24 protein-coding genes are annotated in these 25,596 nt (G+C 70.3%); 14 read left to right on the plus strand and 10 right to left on the minus strand.

What is annotated here, in order from left to right; translation table 11 throughout:
* The first annotated feature begins 387 nt into the window (after nucleotides 1–387).
* A complete protein-coding gene (locus tag ACFPZ3_RS65780; RefSeq protein ID WP_379524532.1) occupies nucleotides 388–591 on the plus strand; it encodes a TM2 domain-containing protein in 204 nt (67 codons plus the stop codon).
* A gap of 62 nt (nucleotides 592–653) precedes the next feature.
* Here ACFPZ3_RS65780 and thrS read toward each other — a convergent pair whose 3' ends face one another.
* From thrS to ACFPZ3_RS65795, 3 genes are all read right to left on the minus strand, one after another.
* Entirely contained in the window at nucleotides 654–2,618 is a 1,965-nt protein-coding gene (gene thrS, locus ACFPZ3_RS65785; protein WP_379524533.1) for a threonine--tRNA ligase, read from the minus strand.
* A gap of 66 nt (nucleotides 2,619–2,684) precedes the next feature.
* Nucleotides 2,685–3,281, minus strand: coding sequence for a glycoside hydrolase family 25 protein (locus ACFPZ3_RS65790; protein WP_379524534.1), 597 nt, complete (start codon nucleotides 3,279–3,281; stop codon nucleotides 2,685–2,687).
* A gap of 39 nt (nucleotides 3,282–3,320) precedes the next feature.
* A complete protein-coding gene (locus ACFPZ3_RS65795) occupies nucleotides 3,321–4,220 on the minus strand; it encodes a TIGR03564 family F420-dependent LLM class oxidoreductase (protein ID WP_379524535.1) in 900 nt (299 codons plus the stop codon).
* A 98-nt stretch (nucleotides 4,221–4,318) separates the two neighbouring features.
* On the opposite strand from ACFPZ3_RS65795, the gene pgm reads away from it, so the two are divergent.
* Entirely contained in the window at nucleotides 4,319–5,953 is a 1,635-nt protein-coding gene (pgm, locus tag ACFPZ3_RS65800; RefSeq protein WP_379524536.1) for a phosphoglucomutase (alpha-D-glucose-1,6-bisphosphate-dependent), read from the plus strand.
* A 55-nt stretch (nucleotides 5,954–6,008) separates the two neighbouring features.
* Here the strand turns inward: pgm and ACFPZ3_RS65805 are convergent, their stop codons facing one another.
* From ACFPZ3_RS65805 to ACFPZ3_RS65815, 3 genes are all read right to left on the minus strand, one after another.
* On the minus strand, nucleotides 6,009–6,611 hold the full coding sequence (locus tag ACFPZ3_RS65805) for an SDR family NAD(P)-dependent oxidoreductase (RefSeq protein WP_379524537.1): 603 nt from the start codon (nucleotides 6,609–6,611) through the stop codon (nucleotides 6,009–6,011).
* Between the two features lie 77 nt (nucleotides 6,612–6,688).
* Complete coding sequence (locus ACFPZ3_RS65810) at nucleotides 6,689–7,378, minus strand: DUF2786 domain-containing protein (protein WP_379524538.1); 690 nt, start codon at nucleotides 7,376–7,378, stop codon at nucleotides 6,689–6,691.
* A gap of 10 nt (nucleotides 7,379–7,388) precedes the next feature.
* Complete coding sequence (locus ACFPZ3_RS65815) at nucleotides 7,389–8,630, minus strand: hypothetical protein (RefSeq protein WP_379524539.1); 1,242 nt, start codon at nucleotides 8,628–8,630, stop codon at nucleotides 7,389–7,391.
* Between the two features lie 326 nt (nucleotides 8,631–8,956).
* Between ACFPZ3_RS65815 and ACFPZ3_RS65820 the strand changes: the two genes are divergently transcribed.
* The 4 genes from ACFPZ3_RS65820 (at nucleotide 8,957) to ACFPZ3_RS65835 (ending at nucleotide 11,436) form a co-directional block, all read left to right on the plus strand.
* Nucleotides 8,957–9,079 carry a hypothetical protein gene (locus ACFPZ3_RS65820; protein WP_379524540.1) on the plus strand — a complete coding sequence of 41 codons (123 nt, stop codon included), beginning with the start codon at nucleotides 8,957–8,959 and terminating at the stop codon, nucleotides 9,077–9,079.
* Nucleotides 9,080–9,229: 150 nt separating this feature from the next.
* On the plus strand, nucleotides 9,230–10,414 hold the full coding sequence (locus ACFPZ3_RS65825) for a cytochrome P450 (RefSeq protein WP_379524541.1): 1,185 nt from the start codon (nucleotides 9,230–9,232) through the stop codon (nucleotides 10,412–10,414).
* Between the two features lie 18 nt (nucleotides 10,415–10,432).
* The gene (locus ACFPZ3_RS65830; RefSeq protein ID WP_379524542.1) at nucleotides 10,433–11,164 is read left to right on the plus strand and encodes an HAD family hydrolase; all 732 of its coding nucleotides are present in this window, start codon (nucleotides 10,433–10,435) and stop codon (nucleotides 11,162–11,164) included.
* On the plus strand, nucleotides 11,161–11,436 hold the full coding sequence (locus ACFPZ3_RS65835) for a DUF4031 domain-containing protein (protein WP_379524543.1): 276 nt from the start codon (nucleotides 11,161–11,163) through the stop codon (nucleotides 11,434–11,436). The genes ACFPZ3_RS65830 and ACFPZ3_RS65835 overlap by 4 nt, the downstream gene beginning before the upstream one ends.
* Here the strand turns inward: ACFPZ3_RS65835 and ACFPZ3_RS65840 are convergent.
* Nucleotides 11,433–12,107, minus strand: coding sequence for an HD domain-containing protein (locus ACFPZ3_RS65840; RefSeq protein WP_379524544.1), 675 nt, complete (start codon nucleotides 12,105–12,107; stop codon nucleotides 11,433–11,435). The two genes, ACFPZ3_RS65835 and ACFPZ3_RS65840, sit on opposite strands and share 4 nt — an antisense overlap.
* Nucleotides 12,108–12,196: 89 nt before the next feature.
* Here ACFPZ3_RS65840 and ACFPZ3_RS65845 point away from each other — a divergent pair, with 89 nt between their 5' ends.
* Entirely contained in the window at nucleotides 12,197–13,363 is a 1,167-nt protein-coding gene (locus ACFPZ3_RS65845; RefSeq protein ID WP_379524545.1) for an alpha-hydroxy acid oxidase, read from the plus strand.
* On the opposite strand, the gene ACFPZ3_RS65850 is transcribed toward ACFPZ3_RS65845, so the two are convergent.
* A complete protein-coding gene (locus ACFPZ3_RS65850) occupies nucleotides 13,350–15,464 on the minus strand; it encodes a discoidin domain-containing protein (RefSeq protein ID WP_379524546.1) in 2,115 nt (704 codons plus the stop codon). The genes ACFPZ3_RS65845 and ACFPZ3_RS65850 overlap by 14 nt on opposite strands.
* A gap of 134 nt (nucleotides 15,465–15,598) precedes the next feature.
* Nucleotides 15,599–16,789, minus strand: a complete 1,191-nt coding sequence (locus ACFPZ3_RS65855; RefSeq protein ID WP_379524547.1) for an ROK family protein — start codon at nucleotides 16,787–16,789, stop codon at nucleotides 15,599–15,601.
* 409 nt (nucleotides 16,790–17,198) lie between these two features.
* Between ACFPZ3_RS65855 and ACFPZ3_RS65860 the strand changes: the two genes are divergently transcribed.
* The 6 genes from ACFPZ3_RS65860 (at nucleotide 17,199) to ACFPZ3_RS65885 (ending at nucleotide 24,131) form a co-directional block, all read left to right on the plus strand.
* Complete coding sequence (locus tag ACFPZ3_RS65860) at nucleotides 17,199–18,413, plus strand: ABC transporter substrate-binding protein (RefSeq protein ID WP_379524548.1); 1,215 nt, start codon at nucleotides 17,199–17,201, stop codon at nucleotides 18,411–18,413.
* A gap of 2 nt (nucleotides 18,414–18,415) precedes the next feature.
* The gene (locus ACFPZ3_RS65865) at nucleotides 18,416–19,378 is read left to right on the plus strand and encodes a carbohydrate ABC transporter permease (protein ID WP_379524549.1); all 963 of its coding nucleotides are present in this window, start codon (nucleotides 18,416–18,418) and stop codon (nucleotides 19,376–19,378) included.
* Nucleotides 19,375–20,208: a carbohydrate ABC transporter permease gene (locus ACFPZ3_RS65870; RefSeq protein WP_379524550.1), complete on the plus strand. Its 834-nt coding sequence runs from the start codon at nucleotides 19,375–19,377 to the stop codon at nucleotides 20,206–20,208. Before ACFPZ3_RS65865 ends, ACFPZ3_RS65870 begins: the two co-directional genes overlap by 4 nt.
* A gap of 14 nt (nucleotides 20,209–20,222) precedes the next feature.
* Nucleotides 20,223–22,169, plus strand: coding sequence for a beta-galactosidase (locus tag ACFPZ3_RS65875; protein ID WP_379524551.1), 1,947 nt, complete (start codon nucleotides 20,223–20,225; stop codon nucleotides 22,167–22,169).
* A gap of 111 nt (nucleotides 22,170–22,280) precedes the next feature.
* Nucleotides 22,281–22,700 (plus strand): hypothetical protein, encoded by a 420-nt coding sequence (locus ACFPZ3_RS65880; protein ID WP_379524552.1) that lies wholly within the window; start codon nucleotides 22,281–22,283, stop codon nucleotides 22,698–22,700.
* Nucleotides 22,701–22,886: 186 nt separating this feature from the next.
* Complete coding sequence (locus ACFPZ3_RS65885) at nucleotides 22,887–24,131, plus strand: hypothetical protein (protein WP_379524553.1); 1,245 nt, start codon at nucleotides 22,887–22,889, stop codon at nucleotides 24,129–24,131.
* A gap of 1 nt (nucleotide 24,132) precedes the next feature.
* Here ACFPZ3_RS65885 and ACFPZ3_RS65890 read toward each other — a convergent pair whose 3' ends face one another.
* Nucleotides 24,133–24,705 carry an RNA polymerase sigma factor gene (locus tag ACFPZ3_RS65890; protein WP_379524554.1) on the minus strand — a complete coding sequence of 191 codons (573 nt, stop codon included), beginning with the start codon at nucleotides 24,703–24,705 and terminating at the stop codon, nucleotides 24,133–24,135.
* Nucleotides 24,706–24,884: 179 nt separating this feature from the next.
* On the opposite strand from ACFPZ3_RS65890, the gene ACFPZ3_RS65895 reads away from it, so the two are divergent.
* A complete protein-coding gene (locus ACFPZ3_RS65895) occupies nucleotides 24,885–25,595 on the plus strand; it encodes a Crp/Fnr family transcriptional regulator (RefSeq protein WP_379524555.1) in 711 nt (236 codons plus the stop codon).
* Nucleotide 25,596: the final 1 nt, after the last annotated feature.

Raw genomic sequence — 25,596 nt, forward strand, 5'->3', positions numbered from 1 at the left:
CGCGGGGCGGGGCAGCGCAGCGCGGGGCGGGGCAGCGCAGCGCGGGGCAGCGCAGCGCGGGGCGGGGCAGCGCGGGGCGGAGGGTCGCAAGCGGCGCGAGGGTCGCGGGGTGCTATCGGACGTGAGGGGAGGCCACGGACGGCAGGGGCGTCGCTGGACGTCGACGGACCTCGTGGGATGACGTGGGAGGCAGGGGACAGCAGGGGAAATGGGGGACGTTGGGGATATAGCGGGACCTTGGCTGCATCGTCCTTGAAACGTCTGCGACGGCCCTCGCGAGCTTGCTAGGGTTCGGTGCCCTGCGGTTGATCCTTCCCGCAGAACCGCCGGTCGGGCGTGCCATGCCCGGCGCCCGGCCGATCCCCCAACACCGAAAGGCCTATCTTCATGACCAAGTCATGGCTCGCGACCGTCCTACTCTGCTTCTTCCTGGGAGTGCTGGGCGTGCACCGCTTCTACGTCGGGAAGATCGGGACCGGCATCCTCATGATCATCACCCTGGGCGGATTCGGCGTATGGGTGCTGATCGACTTCATCATGATCCTCATCGGTAAGTTCACCGACAAGCAGGGTCAGCCGCTCGCCAAGTAGGGGGCGGCGGAGGAACGGCGGAGCAGCCCGCACGGGCGCTCCGCCGTACTCGCGGAACGACGTCAGACCTGGACGCGGCCTTCCACGGCGCTGACGATCTCGGCGATCGCGTCCTCGACCGGGACCCCGTTCTTCTGCTCCCCGCTGCGATACCGGAACGACACAGCCCCGTTGGCGATGTCGTCGTCACCGGCGAGCAGCATGAAGGGCACCTTGGCCTTCTGCGCGTTGCGGATCTTCTTCTGCATGCGGTCGTCGGCCGCGTCGACCTCGACCCGGATCCCGCTGGCCCGCAGCCTCTTGGCGACGTCCTGCAGGTAGGGCGCGTGCGCCTCGGCGATCGGGATGCCCACCGCCTGGACCGGCGCCAGCCAGGGCGGGAAGGCGCCGGCGTAGTGCTCGGTGAGGACGCCGAGGAAGCGCTCGACGGAGCCGAACAGCGCCCGGTGGATCATGACGGGAGTCTGCCGGGAGCCGTCGGCGGCCTGGTATTCGAGGCCGAAGCGCCTGGGCTGGTTGAGGTCGAGCTGGATGGTGGACAGCTGCCAGGTGCGGCCGATGGCGTCCTTGGCCTGCACCGAGATCTTCGGCCCGTAGAAGGCCGCGCCGCCCGGGTCGTCGACCAGCTCAAGGCCCGACTCGGTGGCCACCTGGCGCAGCGCCTCGGTGGCCTCCACCCACTCGGCGGGGTCGCCGATGAACTTCTCGGACTCGTCGCGGGTGGACAGCTCCAGGTAGAAGTCCTCCAGGCCGAAGTCGCGCAGCACGCTGAGCACGAACCTCAGCAGCGACTTGATCTCATCGGCCATCTGCTCGCGGGTGGTGTAGATGTGCGCGTCGTCCTGCGTCATGCCGCGCACCCGGGTCAGCCCGTGGACCACGCCGGACTTCTCGTAGCGGTAGACCGAGCCGAACTCGCACAGCCGCAGCGGCAGCTCGCGGTAGGAGCGCCCGCGCGCCCGGAAGATCAGGTTGTGCATCGGGCAGTTCATCGGCTTGACGCGGTATTCGATGCCCTCCAGCTCAAAGGCCGGGAACATGTCGTCGGCGTACCACGGAAGGTGGCCGGAGGTCTCGAACAGCGAGGACTTGGTGATGTGCGGGGTGTTGACGAACTCGTAGCCCGCCTCGGCCTGCCGGCGGCGCATGTAGTCTTCCATCTCCTTGCGGATGATCCCGCCCTTGGGATGGAAGATCGGAAGGCCGCTGCCCAGCTCGGGTGGGAAGCTGAACAGGTCGAGCTCCGCGCCGAGCTTGCGGTGGTCGCGCTTCTCGGCCTCCTCCAGCAGCTTGAGGTATTCCTCCTGCTTGTCGCGGGACTCCCATGCGGTGCCGTAGATGCGCTGGAGCTGCGGGTTCTTCTCGCTGCCCCGCCAGTAGGCGCCGCCGGAGCGCATGAGCTTGAACGCCGGGATGGACCGGGTGGAGGGCACGTGCGGCCCCCTGCACAGGTCCTTCCACCGCAGGTCGCCGCTCTTGGGGTCGAGGTTGTCGTAGATGGTGAGCTGCCCGGCCCCCACCTCGACCGACTCCTCCTCGTCGGCGCCGCCCTTGAGCCCGATCAGCTCCAGCTTGTACGGCTCCGCCGCCAGCTCGGCACGCGCCTCCTCATCGGAGACCGGCCGGCGGGAGAAGAGCTGCCCCTGCTTGACGATCTCCCGCATGCGCTTCTCGATGCGCTTGAGGTCATCGGGGTGAAAGGCCTGCTCGACGTCGAAGTCGTAGTAGAACCCGTTGTCCACGGGCGGCCCGATGCCCAGCTTGGCCTCGGGGAACATCTCCTGCACCGCCTGCGCCATGACGTGGGCGGTGGAGTGGCGCACGATGGCCCGGCCTTCGTCGCTGGAGACCTCGATCGGCTCGACGACGTCGTCCTGCTCCACCTGATGTGCCAGGTCGCGCGGCTGGCCGTTGACCCTGGCGGCGATGACGGTGCGGCCGTCGGCTTCGAGCGCCTCCCCGGCCGTCGTGCCGGCCGCGACCACACGCTCGGCTCCGGCGAGGGTGATGCGTAGCTCGGCTGACACGGTGACTCCCTGTGGATCGCGCTCGATGCCCGGCACCGAGGCAAGGTTCGATGGTGAACACCGATGCTATCGCGGGTCAAACCCCAGCCTTGTCAGCTCATGCCGGGATCCGTGGAAGACGTTGCGGTCGAGAGGGCTGTGGGCGTACTGGTGGATGGTCCAGTCGCGCCAGGGTCCCGGCACGGCCGGGCGGCCCCGGGGGCTTTCCGGGCTGGCGATCCACAAGGGGTATTCGGCCAGGCCGGCGCAGTTTCCGCCGTTCGCGAACGAGTGGAAGGTGTAGATGAAGGGCCGGACGCCGCCGTGCCGCTCGACGTGGTGGCACCAGCGGCGCGCGTGACGGGCGACCTGCTCGGGGCGCAGGCCGTCGTTGGTCTCCATGTCGAGCGCGACCAGGTCGCCACGGCGCAGCCCGCCGGCCGACCTGATCACGTCCAGGAAGTGACGCGCCTGCTCGATGGGGTCGCCCTTGGGGCGGGCGAAGTGGTATGCGCCGCAGACCAGCCAGCTTTCGCGCATGCCGTTCCAGTTACGCGCGAACCACTTGTCGGTGTAGTCGCCGCCCTCGGTCGCCTTGGCGAACCCGAAGGCCACTCCGGCCTCCGCGTGGTCGCTCCAGTCGACGGTGCCCTGCCAGTTCGACACATCGATGCCTTGTAGCACGCCCTTCACCTTGTCGGAGTTTATTGAGATGTCTCCGGTTCAGCCCTTCGCCGCGCCGATCAGCAGGTTCCGGGTGCGTTCCCGGTTGGCGAACGGCGCGCCCACGAAGTCGGTCACCCCTGCCTGCTTCAGCTCCTCGAGCTTGGCCAGCACCGTGTCCTCGTCGCCGACGATCGCCACGTTCCCCGGTTCGGCCGCGCCCTCCCTGTCGAGCATCGCACGATAGGAGGGCAGTTGCCCGTACACCGAGTAGATCTCGTTGGCGCGCGTGATCGCGCTGCCGACGTCGTCGGTGACCGCGATGGGCAGCGCGCAGACGATCCTGGGCGGCTCGCGGCCCGCCTCGGCGGCGGCGGCCTTGATGGTGGGGACGACGTGCGCGGCCACCGTCTTCGGGCCGGTCATCCAGAGCACGGTGCCGTCGGCCACGGTGCCGGCCAGTTTGAGCATGCGCGGGCCGAGCGCGGCCACCAGCACGGGCAGGCCCGCGCCCGGCGTGGTGAGCCGCACGTTGGCCTTGAGCGTCTCGCCCTCGTACTCGACCTGCTCCCCCCGTGAGGCCGGGAGGAGGATGTCCAGATACTCCTTCATGTGCCGGCCGGGGCGCTCGAAGTCGTAGCCGTACATGTTCTCGATGACGATCTGGTGCGACAGGCCGATGCCCAGCACGAACCTGCCGCCGAGCGCGGCGTTGGCGGTCATGGCCTGCTGGGCGAGCACGGCGGGGTGGCGCGGGTAGGTCGGCACGACGGAGGTGCCGAGCTCGATGGGCGGCGCCTGCGCCCCGGCCACGGCCAGGGCGGTGATGGCGTCGACGCCGAAGAGCTGGGAGTGCCAGGCGGAGGCGAAGCCGTCGTCGGCCGCCCGGGCGATCTGGTCGCGCAGGTCGCCGATGGGGTCGGGCCCTTGGGTTTCGGCCAGGAAATATCCGTAACGCATAAGAACAGAACTCCGTTCTGGTGACTGACGCGAATGTATCTCCTCGCGCCGCCACACGGTCACCCGCCTGGCCGCGGGTGATTTGTAAAGTGGCCTACATGACGCACGAACGCGCGGGACAGCCCGCCCGGCCCTCCGATCTGGTCGACGTCGCCAGGCTGGTGACGTCCTACTACGCCCTGCATCCTGATGTGGACGAGGTGGGGCAGCGGGTGGCGTTCGGCACGTCGGGGCATCGGGGGTCGTCGCTGAAGACGGCGTTCAACGAGGACCACATCCTGGCCACGAGCCAGGCCATCTGCGAATACCGGCAGTCGCAGGGCACGGACGGGCCGCTGTTCCTGGGCATCGACACGCACGCGCTGTCGGAGCCCGCGCGGGTGTCGGCCCTGGAGGTGCTCGCCGCCAACGGGGTCGAGGTGCTCATCGACACGCGCGACGGCTACACGCCGACGCCGTCGGTCTCGCACGCCATCCTGCGGCACAACCGCGACCGCACGACGGGCCTGGCCGACGGGGTCGTGGTCACGCCGTCGCACAATCCGCCGGGCGACGGCGGGTTCAAGTACAACCCGCCGCACGGCGGTCCCGCCGGCACCGACGCCACGACGTGGATCCAGGACCGCGCCAACCTGCTGCTCCAGGAGGGGCTGAAGGGCGTGCGACGGGTGCCGTACGCGACGGCGCTGGACCGGGTGGGGCGTTACGACTTCCTGGGGACGTACGCGGACGACCTGCCGTCCGTGGTGGACCTCGACGCGATCCGGTCGGCAGGCGTACGGATCGGGGCCGACCCCCTGGGCGGGGCGAGCGTGGCCTACTGGGGGGAGATCGCCGAGCGGCACCGGCTGCCGTTGACCGTGGTCAATCCCCTCGTGGATCCGACGTGGCGGTTCATGACGCTCGACTGGGACGGCAAGATCCGGATGGACTGCTCGTCCCCGTACGCGATGGCCTCGCTCATCGCGAACCGGGACGCGTACGACATCTCCACCGGAAATGACGCCGACGCGGACCGGCACGGCGTCGTCACGCCCGACGGCGGGCTGATGAACCCCAACCACTACCTCGCCGTCGCCATCGACTACCTCTACAGCAATCGCGACGGCTGGCCGTCCGGCGCCGGGGTGGGCAAGACCATGGTCAGCAGCGGGATCATCGACCGCGTGGCGGAGTCCCTGGGGCGGCCGCTGTATGAGGTGCCGGTGGGTTTCAAGTGGTTCGTGCCGGGGCTGCTGGACGGGTCGCTGGGGTTCGGGGGCGAGGAGAGCGCGGGCGCGTCGTTCCTGCGGCGCGACGGCTCGGTGTGGTCCACCGACAAGGATGGGCTCATCCTGGCCCTGCTGGCCTCGGAGATCCTGGCCGTCACCGGCGAGTCGCCGAGCGCCCGCTACCGCAGGCTGGTGGAGCGGTTCGGCGAGCCCGCCTACGCGCGGGTGGACGCGCCCGCCACGCGCGAGGAGAAGGCCGTGCTCGGGAAGTTGTCGGCCGAGCAGGTGACGGCGTCCTCGCTGGCGGGCGAGCCGATCACGTCGGTGCAGACGTCGGCGCCCGGCAACGGGGCCGCGCTGGGCGGGGTGAAGGTCTCGACGCGGAGCGCCTGGTTCGCGGCCCGGCCGTCGGGGACCGAGGACGTCTACAAGATCTACGCCGAGTCCTTCAAGGGGCCCGACCACCTGGCCAAGGTGCAGGAGGAGGCCCGCTCGCTGGTGTCGGACGCCCTGGGCGGCTGACAGCCGAGGTGACGGCCCTGGGCGGCTGACCAGCCGAGACGGCGGCCATGGGCGGCTAGTAGCCGAGGTGGCGGCCGCCGTCGCCGACCAGGGTCTCGCCCGTTACCAGGTCCGATTCGAGAAGCGCGGTGACCATCTGGGCGATGTGCTCGGGTTGCGCCGTGCGGCGCAGCGGCGCCTTCATCTCCTCCTTCGCGGCCATGTCGGAGAACACCTGCTCCCCCACCCGGTCGATGTGCCAGCGGGTGGCGACGATGCCGGGCCGCCAGAGGTCGTCGGTGAGCCCGTCGAGGTCGGGGAAGGGCACCCACCCGGTCGTGCCCGCGTTGCACACCAGGATGTCCACCCGGCCGTGGTCGGCGCGTACGCGCTCGGCCAGCCTGCGTACGGCGGCGTCGTCCGACACGTCGGCGGCCACGGCCACGGCCTTGCAGCCCAGCTCCTCCAGCCGGGCGACCGTGGCCTGCGCCTCGGCGGCCGAGCGCGAGTAGTTGACGACCACCGTCGCCGCGCCCTTCCTGGCCAGGCTCTCCGCGACGGCGGCGCCGATGCCGGTGCCCCCGCCGGTGACCACGGCGACCGTGCCGTTGATGTCCATGCCCTGCTCCTTGACTGGATCGAAGGCCGCGATGCCGATGCCCGGGCTTGTGGCGGGCATCCCACCCTCCAGTGTCAGCCCATGGGAGGCAGGACACGGACGGAGCCGTTCACGAAACGGGCCACGCCAAGAGGTTTTCAGGTGAGCTCGTGACCGGCGGGGGCGGGCATCCCGGTGCGGCCGAGATCGGCCCTGCGGCCCGCCGCGACGCCGTCCCGGTAGCCCGTGCCGCTGGTCGTGGGCACGCTCCTGCGGATGTCCGGGTAGTGGGCGGCGACCGCCCGCTCGACCTCGGCCCTGCGGTCGGCAAGGACGAGGGCGGAGCCCGTGCCGGCCGACTCGGCCTCCGCGCGAGACTCCGACGCGCACAGCAGCCGGTACACCTCGTCCGTGAACCCCAGCAGCCACGACCTGCGGTACGCCCGCACGGCCGTGACCTCCCCCGGCAGCTCCACACTGGCCAGCCCGGAGGCCATCTGCAGCAGCAGCGAGGTGGCCAGCAGGTCGGCCCGCTCCAGATCGGCCGCGAACCCGAACACGTGCACCCGCTGCCCGCCGTCCCCGCGCCCGATCAGCAGCGGCCGGCAGCGCACGGCCTGCGCCACCAGGCTGACCAGGCGGGCCTTCTCCCTGGCCCAGGGGCCGGGCAGGGTGACGACGCGGTCGCCGGGGATCTGGCGGGTGCCCGCGGGAGGCAGCGAGTCGATGCCGTACTTGGCCATCAGCGCCGACGCGGCGGCCATGAACGTGGCCCGCTCGTGCTCGTTGTCGGTGCGCTCGGCCTTGGCCAGCAGTTTCCTGACGCGTTCGAGCGTGCGCTCCCGCAACCGCGCTCCCCTATGACTTGCTCGTCAGCACCCGCCCGTCGTCGGCGATGATCGGGAAGGCGCCGGTGTCCACGATGCCGTGCTGCTGGTACAGCGCCTCGATGAGGGCGTGTGCCTGCGGCTCCAGCTTCCACAGGGCACGATACTCGCGCGCCGCGGCCAGTGAGATGCCGATCTCCTGGGCGATGTCCACCGTACGCGGCACGATGCCCTTCTCGATCTGCCGGTCCCAGAACTCGCGGGCGGCGCGCATGCGCGCGGCGCGCTCGGCGGTGCTGATGACCTGCGGGGTGGTGTCGAGCACCTCGATGTCCTCGTCCTCGTCATCGACGAGTTCGGCCAGCGCGGGCGGCAGGGCGGGGCGGGCGGGCACCGGGTGGTGGTCGGCCTGGACCTCCCAGGGCACGCGGGGGTCGGCGTCGATGAGCGCGGAGGTGTTGTACAGGGCGGCGATCTGGGCCAGCAGCGCCTCCTGCCTGGAGGCGTCCACGGCCAGGCCGGTGTGCTCGACCGCCTGGTCCATGGCCTTGTCGAGCCTGCCGAGCGCGGCGCGCATCTTGCGCTCGGACGCGCCGCCCTCGCGCAGCGCCTTGGCCCGCTTGGCGGCCAGCGCGACCCTGGTCAGGCGGCGGTGGGCGTCGACGTCGCTGGCCGTACGGTCGCTGACCTCGGCCAGCCCCATCCTGACCATCAGCCGTTCGGGGGTGAGCCGCCAGTTGATGCGGCCGGTGCCGCGGATGCGGTGGCGCTCGATGGCCATTCCGCGCTCCCACAACCAGGCGGCCACCAGCGGGGCGGCCAGGCGGAACATCGCCTCGGGGAGGCTGCGCGCGTCCATGCTGGACAACACGGCGGTCAGGCAGGTCAGGGCCCACACGGCGATGCCGTCGATACCGGCGGAGAAGTTCTCACGCATGTTGCGGCGGGCGCGTACGGCGGAGGTGATGATCGCGACCTCGATGAACGCGAACAGCAGTAACCTCAGCGGCCCGTCGAGGCCCAGCACGTCTCCCGAGAAGCGCCACATGCCCTGCGCGGACACGCCCGTGGCGATGGAGGCGGCCACGACGGTCAGCACGTCCTCCACGGGACGCGGGGCGACGTACCTGGAGAACACCCAGGAGACGGCGCGCCAGGCGATCCTGAGCACCAGGAACGCCAGCACCAGCCCGGCCAGGCTCAGCAACGCGATGACAGCGGTGGCGAGCGGCTTCTCGGTAACGAAGGCTGCTATTTCCTCAAATGTCGGCATCAGTCACTATCCGTGATGGCTCAAACTCCGGCTCTATGCGACGAGATCATCGCAGAATGTCGCCATCTTGTACGCCAAACGGCGTCTGCTGTCACATTTTGCCCACCTTTCACCCCCGTTCAGGGCTCTTGCCCGTGGGTGCATCAGGGGCAGCGATGGGTGCTCCGCGGTGACAGGGGGTTCGGGCCGGCACGAGGGCGGCACGAGGGCGGCACGCGGGCGGCACGAGGGCGGGCGCTGATCCGGGGGTGCCGTGGTGGTTACAGGCGCGATTCGGGCTGGCCGGGGGGCGGGGGCGGGCGCACAATGAAACCCGAGGAGGGATTGTGAGCAAGCCCGCCCCGCCCGCGCTGTCGGCCGAGGCTCCCCTGCCCGAGCCGCCCCGCTACGCCCGCGACCGGAGCCAACCACCGCCTGGAGAGGTGACCAGAGCCTTGGCCGGGAGGTGAGGAACGGCCGTCGGACCCAGGGTGAAGGGTCGGCGAGGTCGAGATGTAAATTCGTCCTTTCGGAGGGCAACATCCGCTACTCCGAATGGGACCATCTATGCAGGGATTTATCCCAACATGGTGTGATGTATCCCAGCAGGACGGATATCGATGTCAGAGACAGAAGAGTTCCCGCTCGTCCAGTTCATGCGTGACGGGTTCGATCCCGTGGGCGAGCTTGGGCGCATCCGGGCCGAGCACGCGGTCTTCCCGATGGAGATCCCGGGCGGCCAGACCGTGTACCTCGTCACCCGCTGGGAAGACGTACGCGCGGTACTCAGCGACCACGAGCGCTTCAGCAACGACTTCGCGGGCGTGATCGGGCTCGGCTCCAACCAGGAGGACCCGGGCGGGCTGGGGTTCCGTGACCCGCCCGAGCACACGCGGCTGCGCAAGTACCTGACGCCGGAGTTCACCATGCGCCGCCTGCGCAGGCTGGAGCCGCGCATCGAGGCCCTGGTCGAGGAGCATTTGGACCGGATCGAGGCCAGGGGCGCCGACGGCGGGATGCCGGTCGATCTGGTGGAGGAGTTCGCGCTGCCGATCCCGGCGGCGGTCGTGTGCGAACTGCTCGGCGTCCCGTACGAGGAGCGCGCCGACTTCGTCAAGATCAGCAAGGACCGGTTCGACCTCACCGCCGGGCCCGAGGCCTCGCTGCAGGCCATCAACGACGCGATGACGTACCTGACGGACCTGGTCGCGAGGGAGCGGCTGAACCCGGGCGACGGCCTGCTCGGGCAGTTGCTGCGCGAGCACGGCGACGAGCTCGACGACCGCACGCTCGCCAGCATGGCCGACGGGCTGCTGACCGGCGGGCACGACACCAGCACCAGCATGCTCGCGCTGGGCACCCTGTGGCTGCTGCGCAACCCCGACGTGGCCGACAAGGTGCGCGAGGTGGACGGCTACGTCGTGGACGTGGTCGAGGAGCTGCTGCGGTACATGACGGTCGTGCAGGTCGCCTTCCCGCGCTTCGCCCGCGACGACCTGGAGCTGCACGGGGTGCCGATCAAGAAGGGCGAGATGGTGCTGTGCTCGCTCACCGCCGCCAACCGCGACCCCGGCCTCGGCGAGGACATGGACCACGTACGCCCTGGCAGGGAGACGGCCGGCTCGCACATGGCCTTCGGTCACGGCATCCACCGCTGCATCGGCGCGCCGCTGGCACAGATGGAGATGCGCATCGCCTTCCCGGCCCTGCTGCGCCGCTTCCCGGGCCTGCGCGTCGCGGGCGAGGTGCCGTTCAGGGAACTCGCCATTGTCTACGGCGTCAAAGAGCTACCCGTCGCCTGGTAGAGCGGTTACGTTCACCATGTGAACGAGCCTGTCATCGACCTGACCGCGATCAGCGCCGTCGTCTTCGACACCGACGGCGTGGTCACCGACACCGCTCAGGGGCACGCGGCCGCCTGGAAACATGTTTTCGACGCGTTCCTGCGCGGCCGCTCGGCGCCGTTCGACATCCGCGGCGACTATCTGCGCCACGTGGACGGGCGCCCGCGCCTGGACGGCATCCGCACCTTCCTGGCCTCACGGGGCATCGAGACGCCGGAAGGCTCCCCCGACGACGAACCCGGCGCGCCGACCGTGCACGGACTCGGCCTGGCCAAGGACCGCTCCTTCGTGGAGCAGGTGGACAAGTACGGGGTGGCCGCCTTCCCCTCCACGGTGGCGCTGCTGCACGAGCTGCGGCAGCGCGGCGCCCGTACGGCGGCCGTCTCCGCCAGCCTGCACGGCCGCAAGCTGGTCGGTTCCGCGGGCGTCATGCACCTGTTCGACCTGATGGTGGACGGCAACGACGCCGCGCTGATGAACCTGCCCGGCACGCCGGACCCCGCCCTCTTCCTGGAGGCCGCGCGCCGCCTCGACCTGCCCGCGGCCAAGGTGGCGGTGGTGGTCTCCGCGCTGCCCGGGATCGAGGCGGGCAGGAAGGGCGGGTTCGGGATGGTGGTCGTGGTCGGGGAGGCGGCCGAGGGGGCCCACGTCGAAGTGCCCGATCTGGGGGAACTGGGGGTGCGTGGCAGGGTTCTACCCTTGAGGTCGTGACCGTACTGATCGATCCGCCCAACTGGCCGGGGCCGCGCGGCCTGATGTGGTCGCATCTCGTCAGCGACAGCTCGCTGGAGGAGTTGCACGACTTCGCGGCACGGCTGGGGGTGCCGCGGCGGGCGTTCGACCGCGACCACTACGACGTGCCCGAGACCGTGCACGCCCGGGCGGTGGAGCTGGGGGCCGAGGCCGTCGGCTCCCAGGAGTTGCTGCGGCGGCTCATCACGGCCGGGCTGCGCCGCCGCAAGCGCCATCGCGTCGCCGGTTAGCCCCTGCCGGTCAGGGCGGCCAGTTCGGCGGTCATGTTGGCTCGGGCGCGCTCTTCCCACAGCTCGCGTGCCTGCCGCGTGCGGTAGAGGGACGGGGTGGCCAGCAGGCGGCGCAGCACCTGGGCGCGGCCGGTTCTGAACAGCTCGTCGGGTATGTGGGCGTACTCCTGGCGGATGGCCCGGGCGTAGGCCGGGTAGCCGGGGGCGCCGAGGATGGCGAGGTCGGCGTCGCACAGGACGGCTCCGTTGCGGTCGCCCGGCTGGAGGGTGTCGTGGGCGGCCGTGAGGCGTACGAGCCTGGCCACCTCGGCGACGCGGCCGGCGTGCACGCCGCAGCGGGGCAGCAGGGACTGGGCGAGCTGGGCGCTGCGTTCCTCGTCCCAGCCCGGCCTGCCGTCGTAGATCGCATCGTGGAACCAGGCCGCCAGGCGCACCGCCACCCCGTCGCATATCTCGTCTGCCGGCCCGTCGTCCTGGTTGTCGGTGAGCCGGTCGATGGCGGTCAGGACCGCGGCCAGGTGGGTGCGGTCGTGGTAGCGGCGGTGGGGCTCGGACCAGCGGGCGATCAGCTCGGCGCGAACGGCCTGGGAGGCGGGCGAGCCGCCCGCGAGCCCCGCCCAGCGGACGGGCGTGGTCGGGTCGGGCGGAGGGCCGGTACGGTCGTCGATCACCGTCTCACGCTAGTGGTAGCGTCCTGGGCATCGGTACGACACCCGGAGAGCCCCGGCGCCTGCCCCGCTGGCGGGAGCTGCGCACGGTTGTGCCCGCGTGGCCCCGGTGGTCCAGGGCGAGCAGGATCGCGGCGGCGGCCGACCTCGGGGACCTGCGGCGGCTGGCCAGGAAGCGGGCCCCGCGCATGGTGTTCGACTACGTGGACGGCGCGGCCGAGGATGAGCGGTCGATGGCCAGGGCGGTGGAGGCGTTCGAGCGGGTGGAGTTCGCCCCGCGCGTGTTGCGGAACGTCGCGCAGGCGCCCACGTCGGTCGAGATCCTGGGGCGAAGGATCTCCATGCCGGTCGTGCTGGGCCCCACCGGGTTCACGCGGATGATGCACCGCGAAGGCGAGCCGGCCGTGGCGCGGGCCGCCGAGAAGGCGGGGATCCCCTACACGTTGTCCACCATGGGGACCACGACGGCCGGTGCCGTGGCCGCGGCCGCGCCCGGCGGGTGGAACTGGTTCCAGCTGTACGTGGTGCGCGACCGCGCCCGCAATCTGGACACGTTGTCGCTGGCCTCGGAGGCCGGGATGGACGTGCTGGTGGTGACCGTGGACGTGCCGGTGGCGGGGGCGCGGCTGCGCGACGTGCGGCACGGGCTGACGATCCCGCCCTCCCTGCGCTGGCGCGGCGTGCTGGAGACCTCGCGGCATCCGGCGTGGTGGTTCGACTACCTGACCAGCGAGCCGCTCAGGTTCGCCACCGTGGAGGGCGCGCCCCCCGACCTGGCGGGGCTCACGAACATGTTGTTCGATCCGTCGGTGACGATCGAGGATCTGGAGTGGATCAGGTCGGCGTGGCGGGGCCGGCTGCTGGTCAAGGGGGTGCAGCGGGTGGATGACGCCAAGGAGCTGGCCGCCGTGGGGGTGGACGGGCTCGTGGTGTCCAACCACGGCGGGCGCCAGCTCGACCGCTCCCCCACGCCGCTGGAGCTGCTGCCCGAGGTGGTGGAGGCCGTGGGAGATCGGGCGGAGGTGTACCTGGACGGCGGTGTGCGCAGCGGGGCCGACGTCGCCGCCGCGGTCGCGCTGGGCGCCAGGGCGTGCTTCGTCGGCCGCGCCTACCTGTACGGGCTGATGGCCGGAGGTGAGCCCGGCGTGACGCGGGTGCTTGACCTGCTGCGCGCCGAGCTCGTACGGACCATGCAACTCCTGGGCGTGAACGGCGTCGAGGGCCTGACCCCCGACGCCGTACGACTCAGGGGAAGGTGACCACCTTGACGGGAATAGTGTCCGTGCCCTGAGCGGGTCCTCCGGTGTTGTTGATGACGTGGGCGATCGTGCCGTTGCCGCCCAGCGAGACGGTGAGCAGGTCGTGGAAGCGTACGTTCGCGTTGACCGGCGCCTCGAAGCCGCGCTCGGCCACCACGCTCGGATTGACGTTGAAGTAGCAGTACGCCCCCAGCCCCCACGCCTCGTGCGAGGTGACCGAGTCGGCGACCTTGTACGCGGCGTAGCCCCGGGTGGAGCCGTTCATCCAGGCGGCCTGGTTGGGCGGGTCGTACGGCATCTCGTTCTGGAAGAAGATCGTCCGTCCGCGCTGCCCGTTCCAGATGACCTGGTACTTCTGGTAGTGCTCGACGAACAGCCCGTAGGCGGTGACGTCGTCGCCGTTGACGATGAGCCCGGTGTCGGCGGTGTTGACGGTCCAGCCGATGCCGGTGCCGTGGTCGCCGCGCCAGGCCCAGATGTGGTCGATGATCGTGTGGTCGCTGTTGACGACGAGGCTGGTCGTGGCCTTGCCCGCGTGGGCGCCGCCGATGCGGAAGAACACGTCCTGGATCGAGATGGGGTTGGCGGCGTGCGCGGCGCCGGAGCCGGACGGGCCGACCTCCATCAGGATGGGCGAGTTGACCGATCCGGCGTCGAACAGCAGACCGGCCACCTTGACGCCGTCCACGTCCGCGACGCGCAGGGGCACCGCGCCGTTGTCGGGGATGATCGTGGCGTAGCCGAGGCCGAGCACGACCGTGTCGGGCCTGGTGACGTTGATGCTCTGGCCGACGTGGTAGATGCCGGGCGTGAAGAGCAGGTTCAGGCCCGAGGCGAGGGCGGCGTTGATGGTGGCGGCGGTGTCGGAGGGCTTGGCGACGTAGAAGCGGCTGAGCGGGATCGAGGTGCCGGTGCCGGGCCAGTTCGCGCCGCGCGAGTTCTGCCGCAGGGCGGGCACGAAGACCTGGTACGCGCCGGACGCGTCCACGTAGAGGAAGGGCTTCTCCCTGGTCACGGGGCTGTTGGCGATCGTCGTGTACGGCGGCTCCGGGAACCCCTGGGCCGGGGCGCCGGCGACGCCGGAGAAGACCATGTTCCACACGCCGTTGAGCCAGCCGCCGATGTTGCTGTCGCGGGTGAACCACTGCTGCTGCGAGTACGGCTGCACGGTCCCGTCGATCCGGCTGTCGGCGATGTAGCCGCCGCTGGCCCAGCCGTACCCGCTGGGCGCCAGGTTGAGGTTGCCCCTGACGTGCACCCGCCGGAACGGAGCCGCCTGCGAGACCGCCCACTGGTTCGTGCCGCCGGTCGGCGTGATCGACAGGTTCTCGGCCGAGCGCCAGAAGTTCTGCGTGGCGTTGCCGCCGAACCAGCCGGCGTCCACCCTGACCTGGCCGTTGATGGTGACGTCGTCGGGGTTGCGGCCCAGGCCCATGATCGAGGTGTAGAAGCCGATGTTGGCGTTGACGTTGTAGTTGCCGGGCTTGAACAGCAGGGCGTGGCGCTGCGTGCCGAACTGGTTGGACTCCATCTGCGTGAAGACCGAGTCCAGCGTGGACTGGATGCTCCCCGAGGACATCGACGGGTCGAAGACGTGCACGTTGGGCCCGAGGTCACCGCCGCCGCCCGGCGGGGTGGTCGAGGTGGTGCGCACGGTGAGCTCCCACAACGAGTAGCCGTAGCCCGTCGATCTGGCCGTGCCGTACACGCGGAGGTAGCGGCCGTTGCCGGAGACGGTCAGGGTCTGCGTGCCGCCCGTGCCGGTGGTGGTCGAGTAGATGTCGCTCCAGGTCGAAGCGTTGTCGGAGACCTGGACGCGGAAGGCGGTGCCGTACGCGGCCTCCCACTGGAGCACCACCTGGCAGATCTCCTGGGTCGTGCCCAGGTCCACCTGGAGCCATTGGGGGTCGCTGAACGCGCTGGACCAGCGGGTGCCGGCGTTGCCGTCCACGGCGGCCGAGGCGGGGGTGCCCGCGCCCTCGGCCGAGGAGGCGGTGGCGGGGCGGTTGAGCGCGGCATTGGCCGTGCCGCACGCGGCGGCGACCTGAGCTACCGCTTGGGCGGGGCCTGTGACCAGGAAGGACAGGATCAGGGCCGCCACTGAGGCGATGATGAGGACGGGACTTCGGCGGGGCTGCACTGCGGACTCCTCACGAACTGGGGGGTGGTGAGAGAGCGCTCTATCGAGCAGAGCGTGCCTGTGTCCCGCACTTATGTCAATGCTTTATTTAACACCTACGCAATAGTCGAGACGGTTTCCGGAAACGCGGCGTCGCCGAAGAACGGCTCGATCACCAGCGTCGCCGCGCCCAGCGCCACCGCGTCGGCCCCAAGGCGGCCGAGCACGACCATCTCCGGCTGGAACGGCTGCGCCTGCGTGTTCGCGGCGGTGGCCGCGCGGATGTCGTCCAGCAGCCGCCCGCCCAGCAGCAGGCCCGCCCATCCCCCGATCACGATGCGCTCGGGGTTGAACAGGTGCACCAGGCTCGACAGGCCCACGCCGAGCAGCTCGACGCTCTCGCCGATCACCGGGGAGCCCTCCTCCAGCAGCCTGGCCAGCGCGGACTCCTCATCGGCCGAGTCGGTCTCGATCCCCGCCCGGTCGAGGATGGCCTCGGCCCCCAGGTAGGCCTCCAGGCATCCGCGCGCCCCGCACCGGCACAACCGGCCCCCCGCGACGATCTTCAGGTGGCCGACCTCGCCCGCCGCCTTGCCCGCGCCCCGGTAGATCCTGCCGTCGCTCACCACCGTGCCGCCCACGCCCGACCCGACGAGCAGGATGATCGCGTCGCGGGTGCCCTTGCCGGATCCGAACCAGAGCTCGGCCTGGCCCATCGTCTTGGCGCCGTTGTCCACGAACAGCGGCAGCGACGTGCCCGCCCGCAGCAGCGCGCCCAGCGGCACCGCCTCCCAGCCGAACGTCTTGGCCCGCACCAGCGCGTCGGGGCCGGGCTCGACGATGCCCGGCACGCCGACGCCCACGCCCAGCACCTGGCCCGGCCGGACCTCGCCCTCGGCGATGACCGCGTCCACGCCGGCCAGGATGTGGCGGGCGACCAGCTCGGGGTCGTGCTTGGCCGAGCGGACGGCGTAGTGGGCTCCGGCGCGTACGTGCATCTCCAGGTCGAACAGCTCGACCTTGACCTGGGTCTCGCCCACGTCCACGCCCACCGCGTAGCCGTAGGCGGGGTTGACCTTGAGCAGCACGCGGGGGCGGCCGCCGTCGGAGTCGACGTGGCCCGCCTCGACGATGACGCCGGCGTCCAGCAGGTCGCCGGTCATGGTGCTGACCGTGGCGGCGCTCAGGCCGGTCTCGGCCGACAGCTCGTTGCGGCTGGCGGGGCCGCCGAAATAGAGGGCGCGCAGCAGCATCGCCCGGTTTCCCCGGCGAAGATCCCGTACGGTCCTGCGCCCTGACGTGCCCATCCTCGTCCCCGTCCTTTCCCTGAACCCGCCGCCATGTTAGTTCACGGCCCGAAAAACCCATCCGGCCGTCCCGTCTTACCCGCACTTTTCCGGCCACCGCACTTCGGCACAGGTCTTCGGAGAAGGCAGAGGAAGGCGGAGGTCCCGCCCAGGAAGCCCGGGGAAGGCGAAGGTCCCGCGCCTCCCTGAAGCCCCGTCTCCGCCGTCCCGACGTGCCCGCACGCCGCCGAACCAGCGCACTCCGGCGCAGGTTCTCCGGAGGAGGAGGGGAGGGGACGGAGGCCCCGCCCAGAAGCCCTCCGGGGGCGGCGCGGTGGTCGGTGGTGTTACCGAAGCGTTTCCGGGGGAATCCTGACTTTCTTCGAAGCTTAGATTATGGTCTGGCCATCCCCCCGATGAGGAGATGGCAATGAGCCGAGGACTTGTGCGAGGAGCCGTCGTGGCGGTGCTCGCGAGTGGACTGGCCGCATGCGGCGGCGGCGGTGGCGGCGGTCAGAGCGACTCCAAGGAACTGACGTTCTGGATGTACCAGGACCGCACCCCGCAGGCGGGTCAGGTCATCGAGAAGGTCAGGAAGGACTTCGAGAAGGCCAACCCCGGCGTCACGGTCAAGGTCGTCAAGATCCCGAAGGACGACTACAACACCAAGCTCGGCAGCGCCGTGGCCAGCAAGAGCGCCCCCGACGCGGGCATACTCGACCAGCCGCTGGTCTCCAAGTACGCCCTGGACGGCACGATCAAGGAGGTCCCCGCCGGCCTGGTCAAAGAGGCCGACTTCTACAAGGGCGCGCTCGACACCAACCGCGCGGGCGGCAAGCTCTACGGCCTCCCCCAGGACCAGACCACGGTCGCTCTCTTCTACAACAAGAAGCTGGTCCCGAGCCCGCCCAAGACCTGGGACGAGCTGAAGCAGGCGGCCACCCAGGCGCACGCCGCCGACGCGAACGTGGCCGGCATGAACGTGCCCAAGGGCGACGGCTACGGCGCGTGGATGTTCCCCGGGATCGTGCACGGCGCGGGCGGGCAGATGGTGGACGACACCGGCAAGAAGGTGCTGTTCGACCAGCAGCCGGCCGTGGAGGCGCTGCAACTCTGGGTGGACCTGCTGAAGTCGTCCCCCCGCAAGATCACCGACTCGGACAAGCCGTTCGAGAACGGCATGGCGGCCATGACGATCTCCGGCCCGTGGGACGTGCCGACGATTCACGAGCAGTTCCCCGACCTGGACTTCGGCGTGGCGCCGCTGCCGTACAAGAGTGAGCCGGCCGGCAACATCGGCGGCGAGGACTCCGTCGTCTTCTCCACGAGCAAGAACCAGGACCTGGCCTGGAAGTGGCTGGCCTTCCTGGCGGACGCGGCCAACAACGGCGCGGTCGCGGACGCGTTCGGCGGCTTCCCCGTGCACCTCAAGGCGCAGGTGGTCGCGGGCGGGCCCGAGCAGGCGGCCTTCCTCGAGCAGCTCAAGGTGGCGCACGCGCGGCCGGCGGTGCCGCAGTGGATCCAGGTCAACGACGAGATCATCGCCCCGGCGATCGAGTCGGCGCTGACCGGCAAGACCACGGCCCAGCAGGCGCTGACGGACGCGGCGGGCAAGACACGCTCCCTGCTCGGCTGGAACGGCTGAACGTGACGGCACCCGTACTCGCGGACAAGCGGGTGGCGGCGGGGTCCGGGAGACGCGCCCGCCGCCGCCCGCCACGCCGCCGCGACCACCTGATCGGCTGGCTGCTGGTCACCCCGGCGCTGGTCTACTTCCTGGTCTTCCTGCTGTATCCGGCCCTGTCGGCGCTCTACTACAGCTTCACCGACTGGAACCTGCGCTCCGCCGCGAACTGGGTGGGCCTGGCCAACTACGCGGACCTGATGTTCGACGACGTCAAGTACCCGCACTTCTGGAAGTCGGTGCGGGTCACCCTGCAGTACGCGCTGGTCGCCGTGCCGCTGACCCTGGTGGCGGCGCTGGTGCAGGCGCTGCTGCTGAACGCGATCAGGCGCGGCGCGAACCTGTTCAGGCTGCTGCTGTTCCTGCCGGTCGTCACGGCGGAGGCGGCGGTCGGCGCGATCTGGCGCTGGTTGTACGACCCGCAGTACGGCCTGATCAACACGCTGCTCGGCCTGGTCGGCATCCCCGGGCAGAACTGGCTGAACACCCCAGAGCTGGTCATCCCGGCGCTGGCGTTCATCGCGGCCTGGCAGTGCGGCATCTCGATGATCATCTACCTGGCGGGGCTGAAGGGCATCCCGGGCGCCATCCAGGAGGCGGCGATCATCGACGGGGCCGGGCCGTGGCAGCGGTTCTGGCGCGTCACGTTCCCGATGCTCAGGCCGACCACGTTCTACCTGCTGGTGACGGGCGTGATCGCGGCGCTGCAGGTGTTCGGCCTGGTGTATGTGATCTTCTCGGGCAACGGGCGCAGCGTCACCGGAGGACCCGAGCAGTCGGGGCTGACGTACGTGCTGCACCTGTACCTGTTCGCCTTCCGCTACGACGCGATGGGCGCGGCCTGCGCGATGTCGTTCATCCTGCTGGTCTTCATCGTGATCGTGACCGCACTGCAGTTCAGGTTCGTCAGGCAGGAGGCGTCATGAGAAAGACGTCCATGTACGTGGCGCTGGTGTTGCTGGCGGCGGTGTCGGTGGTGCCGTTCCTGTGGATGCTGGCCACCTCGTTCAAGCACGGCCAGGACATCTACAGCAAGGTGCCCAACCTGCTGCCGCTGGACAGGAAGACCGGCGAGTGGGCGGCCACGCTGGACAACTACGGCTACGTGCTGGACGTGGGCGGGCTGGGCAGCGCGTTCGTGAACAGCGTGTGGGTGTGCGCGATCCTGGTGCCGGCCAAGCTGCTGGTGGACGCGCTGGCCGCGTACGCGTTCGCGCGGATCCCGTTCCCCGGCCGCGACAAGCTGTTCGTGATCCTGCTGGGCGGCATGATGGTGCCCGCGATCACGCTGCTGGTGCCGCGCATCCACGTCACCCAGTCGCTGGGCATGTTCGACTCGGGGTGGGGGCTGATCGTCCCGAACGTCGCCTCGGTCCTCGACATCTTCCTGTTGCGGCAGTTCTTCCTGTCGATCCCGGCCGAGCTGGAGGAGGCGGCGCTGATCGACGGGGCGGGCCGGATGCAGATCTTCTGGCGGATCGTGCTGCCGCTGTCGAAGCCCGTGCTGGCGGTCGTGACCATCACCAGCTTCCTGTTCCACTGGAACGACCTGGTGTGGCCGCTGCTGGTCACCAACGACCCCGAGCTGTACACGCTGCCGCTCGCCCTGCAGCAACTCGTCGCCAGCCCGGACGGCGGGCGCGCGTACTACATCATGGCGGGCGCCACGCTCGCCGTCCTGCCCGTGATCGCGGTGTTGCTGGTCTTCCAGCGCCGCATCCTGCAGGGCATCGCCTTCACCGGTCTGAAAGCATGAGAGAGGAAACAACTGTGGTCATCGAGGTCCGCGACGGGGTCGCCGTCGTCGACGGCGTGCCGCGGGTGCTCGTCACCGCCGACTATCCGTACTATCGCGACGATCCGGCCGTGTGGGCCGACCGGTTGCGTGCCGTACGCGACGAGCTCGGGATCGAGGTGATCACCTGCTACGTGCCCTGGCGGCACCACCAGCCGGAGCCGGGCACGGCTCCCGACTTCACCGGCGTCACCCATCCCGCCAGGGACGTCATCGGGTTCCTCGCGCTCTGCCAGGAGCTGGGCCTGCGGGTGGTCGCCAAGCCCGGGCCGTTCATCCACGCGGAGGTGAGCTACGGCGGGCTGCCCGACTGGGTGTGCCCGGACGCCGACCCGTCGATCGAGCCGCTGCTCGACGCCTCGGGCACGCCCTCGCGCTGGGGTGACGGCGCCGCCACCCGTACGCTGCCCGCGCCCTTCGGGCCCGCGTTCCTGTCCAGGGCGACGCAGTGGTTGTCGGCGGTGGGCAAGGAGGTGCTGACCGGCGCGGAGGCGGTGATCGCCCTGCAGATCGCGAACGAGGGCATCTACACCAGCGGCGCGCTGCCGCTGACGGCCTACGACTTCAGCCCCTCCGGGGTGGCGTTCTACCGGGACCGGTTGCGGGCCTGGTACGGAACACCGGAGCGGTACAACGCGGTCCACGGCACGTCGTACGAGGACTGGGCGCGGATCGAGCCCCCGGGAGCGGGCGCCGACTGGGGCCGTTTCCACGCCGAGTACCTGGCCGAGGTCTACCGCGTCTGGGCCCAGGCCGTCGGCACCGACCTGCCGGTCGTGGTCAACCTGAACCCGCCGACCGTGCCCGAGCTGGACGACTGGCTGGCCAGGGTCAGGCCGGAGCTGTGGGGCGACATCTCCTACGGCTTCACCAACTGGATGGGCGTCGTGTCGGCCGACCGGGACGCCCACGCCCGGTACGTGATCGCCGCCAAGCGCGCCCCCGGGCCGAACCTGGAGGAGAACTGGGGCTTCTCGGAGTTGTACGACCCGGCCTACATCGACGGGGCGACCAGCTTCCACCAGTCGCTGCTGGCCATGGCGGCGGGGGCGACCGGGTTCAACGTCTACACCGGGGTGGCCACCTCGGGCTGGGCGCCGGAACTCGACGCGGCCCACACGGGGCCGTACCCGGACTCGGCGCCCATCGACGCGGGCGGCGCACCCAGTGGGAAGGCGCCCGTGGTGCGGGCACTGGCGGGCTTCTTCGCCGCGCACGGGAGCGAGTTCCTGGAGTGCGCCCCGGTGCGGCGGCACGCGTTCGGGCTCTATCTTCCCTACGCCGGGATGGCCGCGCTGTCCCCCCCAGACGGGCCGCCGGACGGGCCGCAGTGCGGGCGGGTGCTGCTCGCCTTCCACGAGCGGATGCGGGAGCGGGGGCTGGACTACGGGCTGGTCGATCTGGAGAACGTGACGGCCGCGGAGCTGAGCGCGTACCGGACGGTCACGGTGCCCGGCGGGCCGTTCATGCACCGGCACGCGCAGGAGATGCTGGCCGCGTACACGGCGGCGGGCGGCCAGGTGCTGGTGGAGGGCCCCGCGCCCACGCTCGACGAACACCGGGAGCCCTGCGCCCTGCTCACCCCGTCCACCGCTCCCCCGCTGGAGGAGGGCCTCGTCCTGTACGGGGAGGCGGACGTGTTCCTGCGCAGCCACCCCACCAGGGACGTGCACTACCTGACCGTGCTCGTGCAGACCGGCAACGAGGGGCCGATCGGCCTGCGCACCCCGTACGGGGACGCCGAGGTCGTCGCCGCGGAGGGCGCAGGCGCGGTGCTGCGCCTGGCCGGCGGCGACGTGGACGACGTGGTGATCAGAGGGCTCAACGCCTACCTGGACTGCGCCGTGGAGGCCAGCGTGCGGCTGAACGGCGTGCGCGCGGGCGCGCAGGGGCCGGGCGATCTCGTCAGGATCAGCGTTTAGCGAAGTTGACAAAAGCCCGCCATTTCTCAGCAGAAAAGACGCGTATTTCGCCGCCGGTGTCGTCGCTCTGCTCCTTCACACGGGGATGTGTCCCGCGGAGAGGAGATCGAAATGGCGACCGGAGAATTTCAAGTGATGAAAGTACCGGCCGAGCAGTTGGCCGGTATTCTCCACGGCCAGGTTGTCGATCCTGGAGCTCAACCCACGAACCTCGTCCATCGGGGTGAAGGTTGGACCGTGGACGTGAGCTGGGAGGTCACCGGCGAGCTCATCGACTGGCTGGCGGGGCGATGGCAGTTGGAGATCATCGCCGATCTGCTGGGAGGTGGTGAGTCGAGACATCCCGCGCCCCCGGTGGAGATGACCTTCACCCCTGGTTCTGGCCGTTATACCGCGTCCATTCCCATGCGCGGCCAGCTCGCCCCCGGCACCTATGACCTGGTGGTCAATCTCACCACGACGACTGCCGCGGGCACCGCGGGGGCGCTCGGCGGATTCGTCGTGATCAGCAAGATAATGGTCAAGGAATAGAAACGCCGCCCCGGGCCCACGCCCGGGGCGGCGCGCTGCAAGCCCGTCGCAAGCGACGCCTCCTACGCTCCTGGCCTGGCGGCCGACGGGGCAAGCAGGCCGCCGGACTGTATCTGACGCCGCCGGAGGCGCTCTTAACTCCGTGAGCACTCCTCGTGGCGACGGGACCAGCAAACGGGAGACTTCATGTCCGACACTCCGATGACCGCGGACGACGTGCTGCGCATCGCGGCCTACAAGGACCGCAGCGCGGCACTCGAAGCGATGGTCATCGCCTACAGCTACCACCGTGTGGCCGCCGACCTCGCCGAGCACCTGGGCCGCGAGGCCAACAACTGGTACTGCTACGCCACCTGGACCTCGAAAGCGGTGGGGGAGAGCCTGGACCTCGGTCCCGGTTCGCCGTTCATCGAGGATTTCGGCCGTCGTCTGAGAGTGCCGCAGCGGTTCAAGCGGCTGTTCAGGGCCGCGCTGCTCACCCTGCTCGGGCCCAGCTACCAGCTCGGCCTCGCGCTCGCCAACCGCGCGATCTTCCTGGAGACGGCCAGCCTGGCGGTCAACCTGTGGAACGACACGCCCGACCGCTACCTCAAGGTCAGCCCGGAGTCCGAGCTGACGCCGGCGCCGCCGGAGTTCCTGACCAACCTGCTGTCCCCGGCCGACCCGCGTTACCTGAAGGACGCCGCGCAACTCCTGGTCGAGGCGAAGCAGAGTGACGATCCGGAGGCGCGGGCGGAGCTGATGCTGGGGGCCAACATCGCTCTGTCGGCGTACGAGCAGGCGCGCGCGCAGGCGGCGCTGGAGCTGGTGCTCTACCGGCCGGTCCGCTGGCTGACCCGGGTGTCGTGGCGCTCACTGCGCTCGATGGTGACGCGCAAGCACTTCCCCAGGTTCCGCCTCTACTCCGCCGCGCACGCGGACCAGCCGTGGCTGACCCGCAAGCTGGAGAGCATGTGGTCCTCGCTCTACACCCGCCGCATGTTCGCCGTGGCCACGCCGCTCAGCGACGTCAAGGTCGGCAGGCCGCTGACGGCGCCCGAGGGCGTGGACATGGAGCAGGCGTGGGCGCCGATCCAGAACGAGAAGGTACGCAAGCTGGCCGAGGAGTTCATCACCGAGGACCAGGAGGCCTCGACGGCCGGAGTGGCCGACTGGGTGTCCTACCCCGACCGGATGCGCTTCATCGTCAGCTATTTCCGCGTCTACCAGCGGGTGGACGCCCTCTACCGGGTGCCCTTCGCCCAGGAGTTCGCCGACGGGCTGGCCGAGGAGATGGAGCGCGGGCTCGTCCCCGAGGCCGTCAGCCAGATGCTGGGCACGCGGAGGTTCTACGCGTACCCGGCGGAGACCGACCCGGACGCGCACGAGATGGCGCACTTCGACTTCGAGCCGTTCCTGGAGGCGATCCCGCTTGATCCGGCGAGTAAGTGAATCAGTCCAGGAAGTCGCGGGTGATCTCGCGGGCCTGGAGAAGCCCGCGTAGCTTCGCGAAACAGCGGGCTCGGGTGGGCCCGATGCTCCCGACCGGTCTGCCCAGCCTGCGCGCCACGTCCACGTAGTGGGGCTCGGAGGTTTCCGTGAGCGCTCTGAACAGGACTCGCTGCGCCGCCGGCAATTCCTCGACCAGTTCTTCGAGGGTGCCGGCCAGCCAGATCCTGGCCAGTTCCCTGTCCACGTCGTCCGTGCTGCCCAGCGAGTCGAGGTCCGGTGTGCAGATCTCCTTCGTGCGCCTCGTGAGCTTGAGGCACTCGCGGAAGGCGATCGTCGCCAGCCAGCCCGCCATCCGCTGGCCGTCCTCGACGCTGCCGAGGTTCTGCCAGGCCAGCAGCCACGTCGTCTGGAGCACGTCCTGCGCGTCCTCGTGGTTGAGCCTGAAGCGGCGGATGCGGGCCCGCAACATCGGGCTGAACTCCTCCACCAGCCGCTCCCACGCCACGGCGTCGCCGTCCTGCGCGGCGGACACCAGGGCGGCGGTGTCGAGGCGTTCGATGGTCTCCAACTGCATGTCGTTCTCCCCGCCGGTCCGGACACTCGGGGGGCCATTTCCGGCCGGCTACCTCACCGTGCGCCGAGTGATCCGAAAAGACTGTTCCGGACGTGACAGTCAGAGTGTGTTCCTCGTCACATTAGGGAGATCGGTTACCACTTACTGCCTGCTCGCGGAATGCGGCCTAGAGTTCTTGCATGAACGCGCGCGGCGGGCTGCCTCACGATGTCGAGCCGGTCGCGGCCGTGCTGGCGGAGATCCCGTTGTTCCGCGTGCTCGGGGAGAACGGCATCCAGAGCGCGGCGCGGGCGGGGATGGCGCGACGATACCGGTCCGGGCAGATCATCTTCCATCAGGGGGACCCGGGAGAGTCGCTCCACGTGCTGCTGGACGGCCTGGTGAAGGTGGTGTTCACCACCGAGCACGGCGACGAGATCGTCCTCAACATGCTGGGCCGCGGCGACACCTTCGGCGAGATGGCGCTGCTGGACGGCTCGCCGCGCTCGGCCTCGATCGTGACCGCGCGGCCCGCCTGGGTGTTCGCGCTGCCCAGGGCGCGGCTGCTGGAGCTGATGCGGGAGCACCCGGGGCTGGCCGACGAGTTCCTGCGCCTGCTCGGCCGCATGGTGCGCAGGCTCACCGACCAGGCGGCGGACCTGGCCTTCCTCGATCTGGGGGGACGGCTGGCCAAGCTGCTGCTGCAACTGGCCGACAAGCACGGCCAGGACGACGGCGTGGTGGACCTGCCCGGCCTGACCCAGTCCGACCTCGCCGCGCTGATCGGCGCGTCGCGGCCGGCGGTCAACCGGGCGCTGCAGTCACTCGTGGGGCGCAACCTCATCGCCGTCAAAGGCCGAACGATCACGCTGCTGGATGTCGCCGCCCTGCGGAAACGGGGCGGCCTCTGAC

The sequence above is a fragment of the Nonomuraea insulae genome (genome assembly GCF_042656245.1).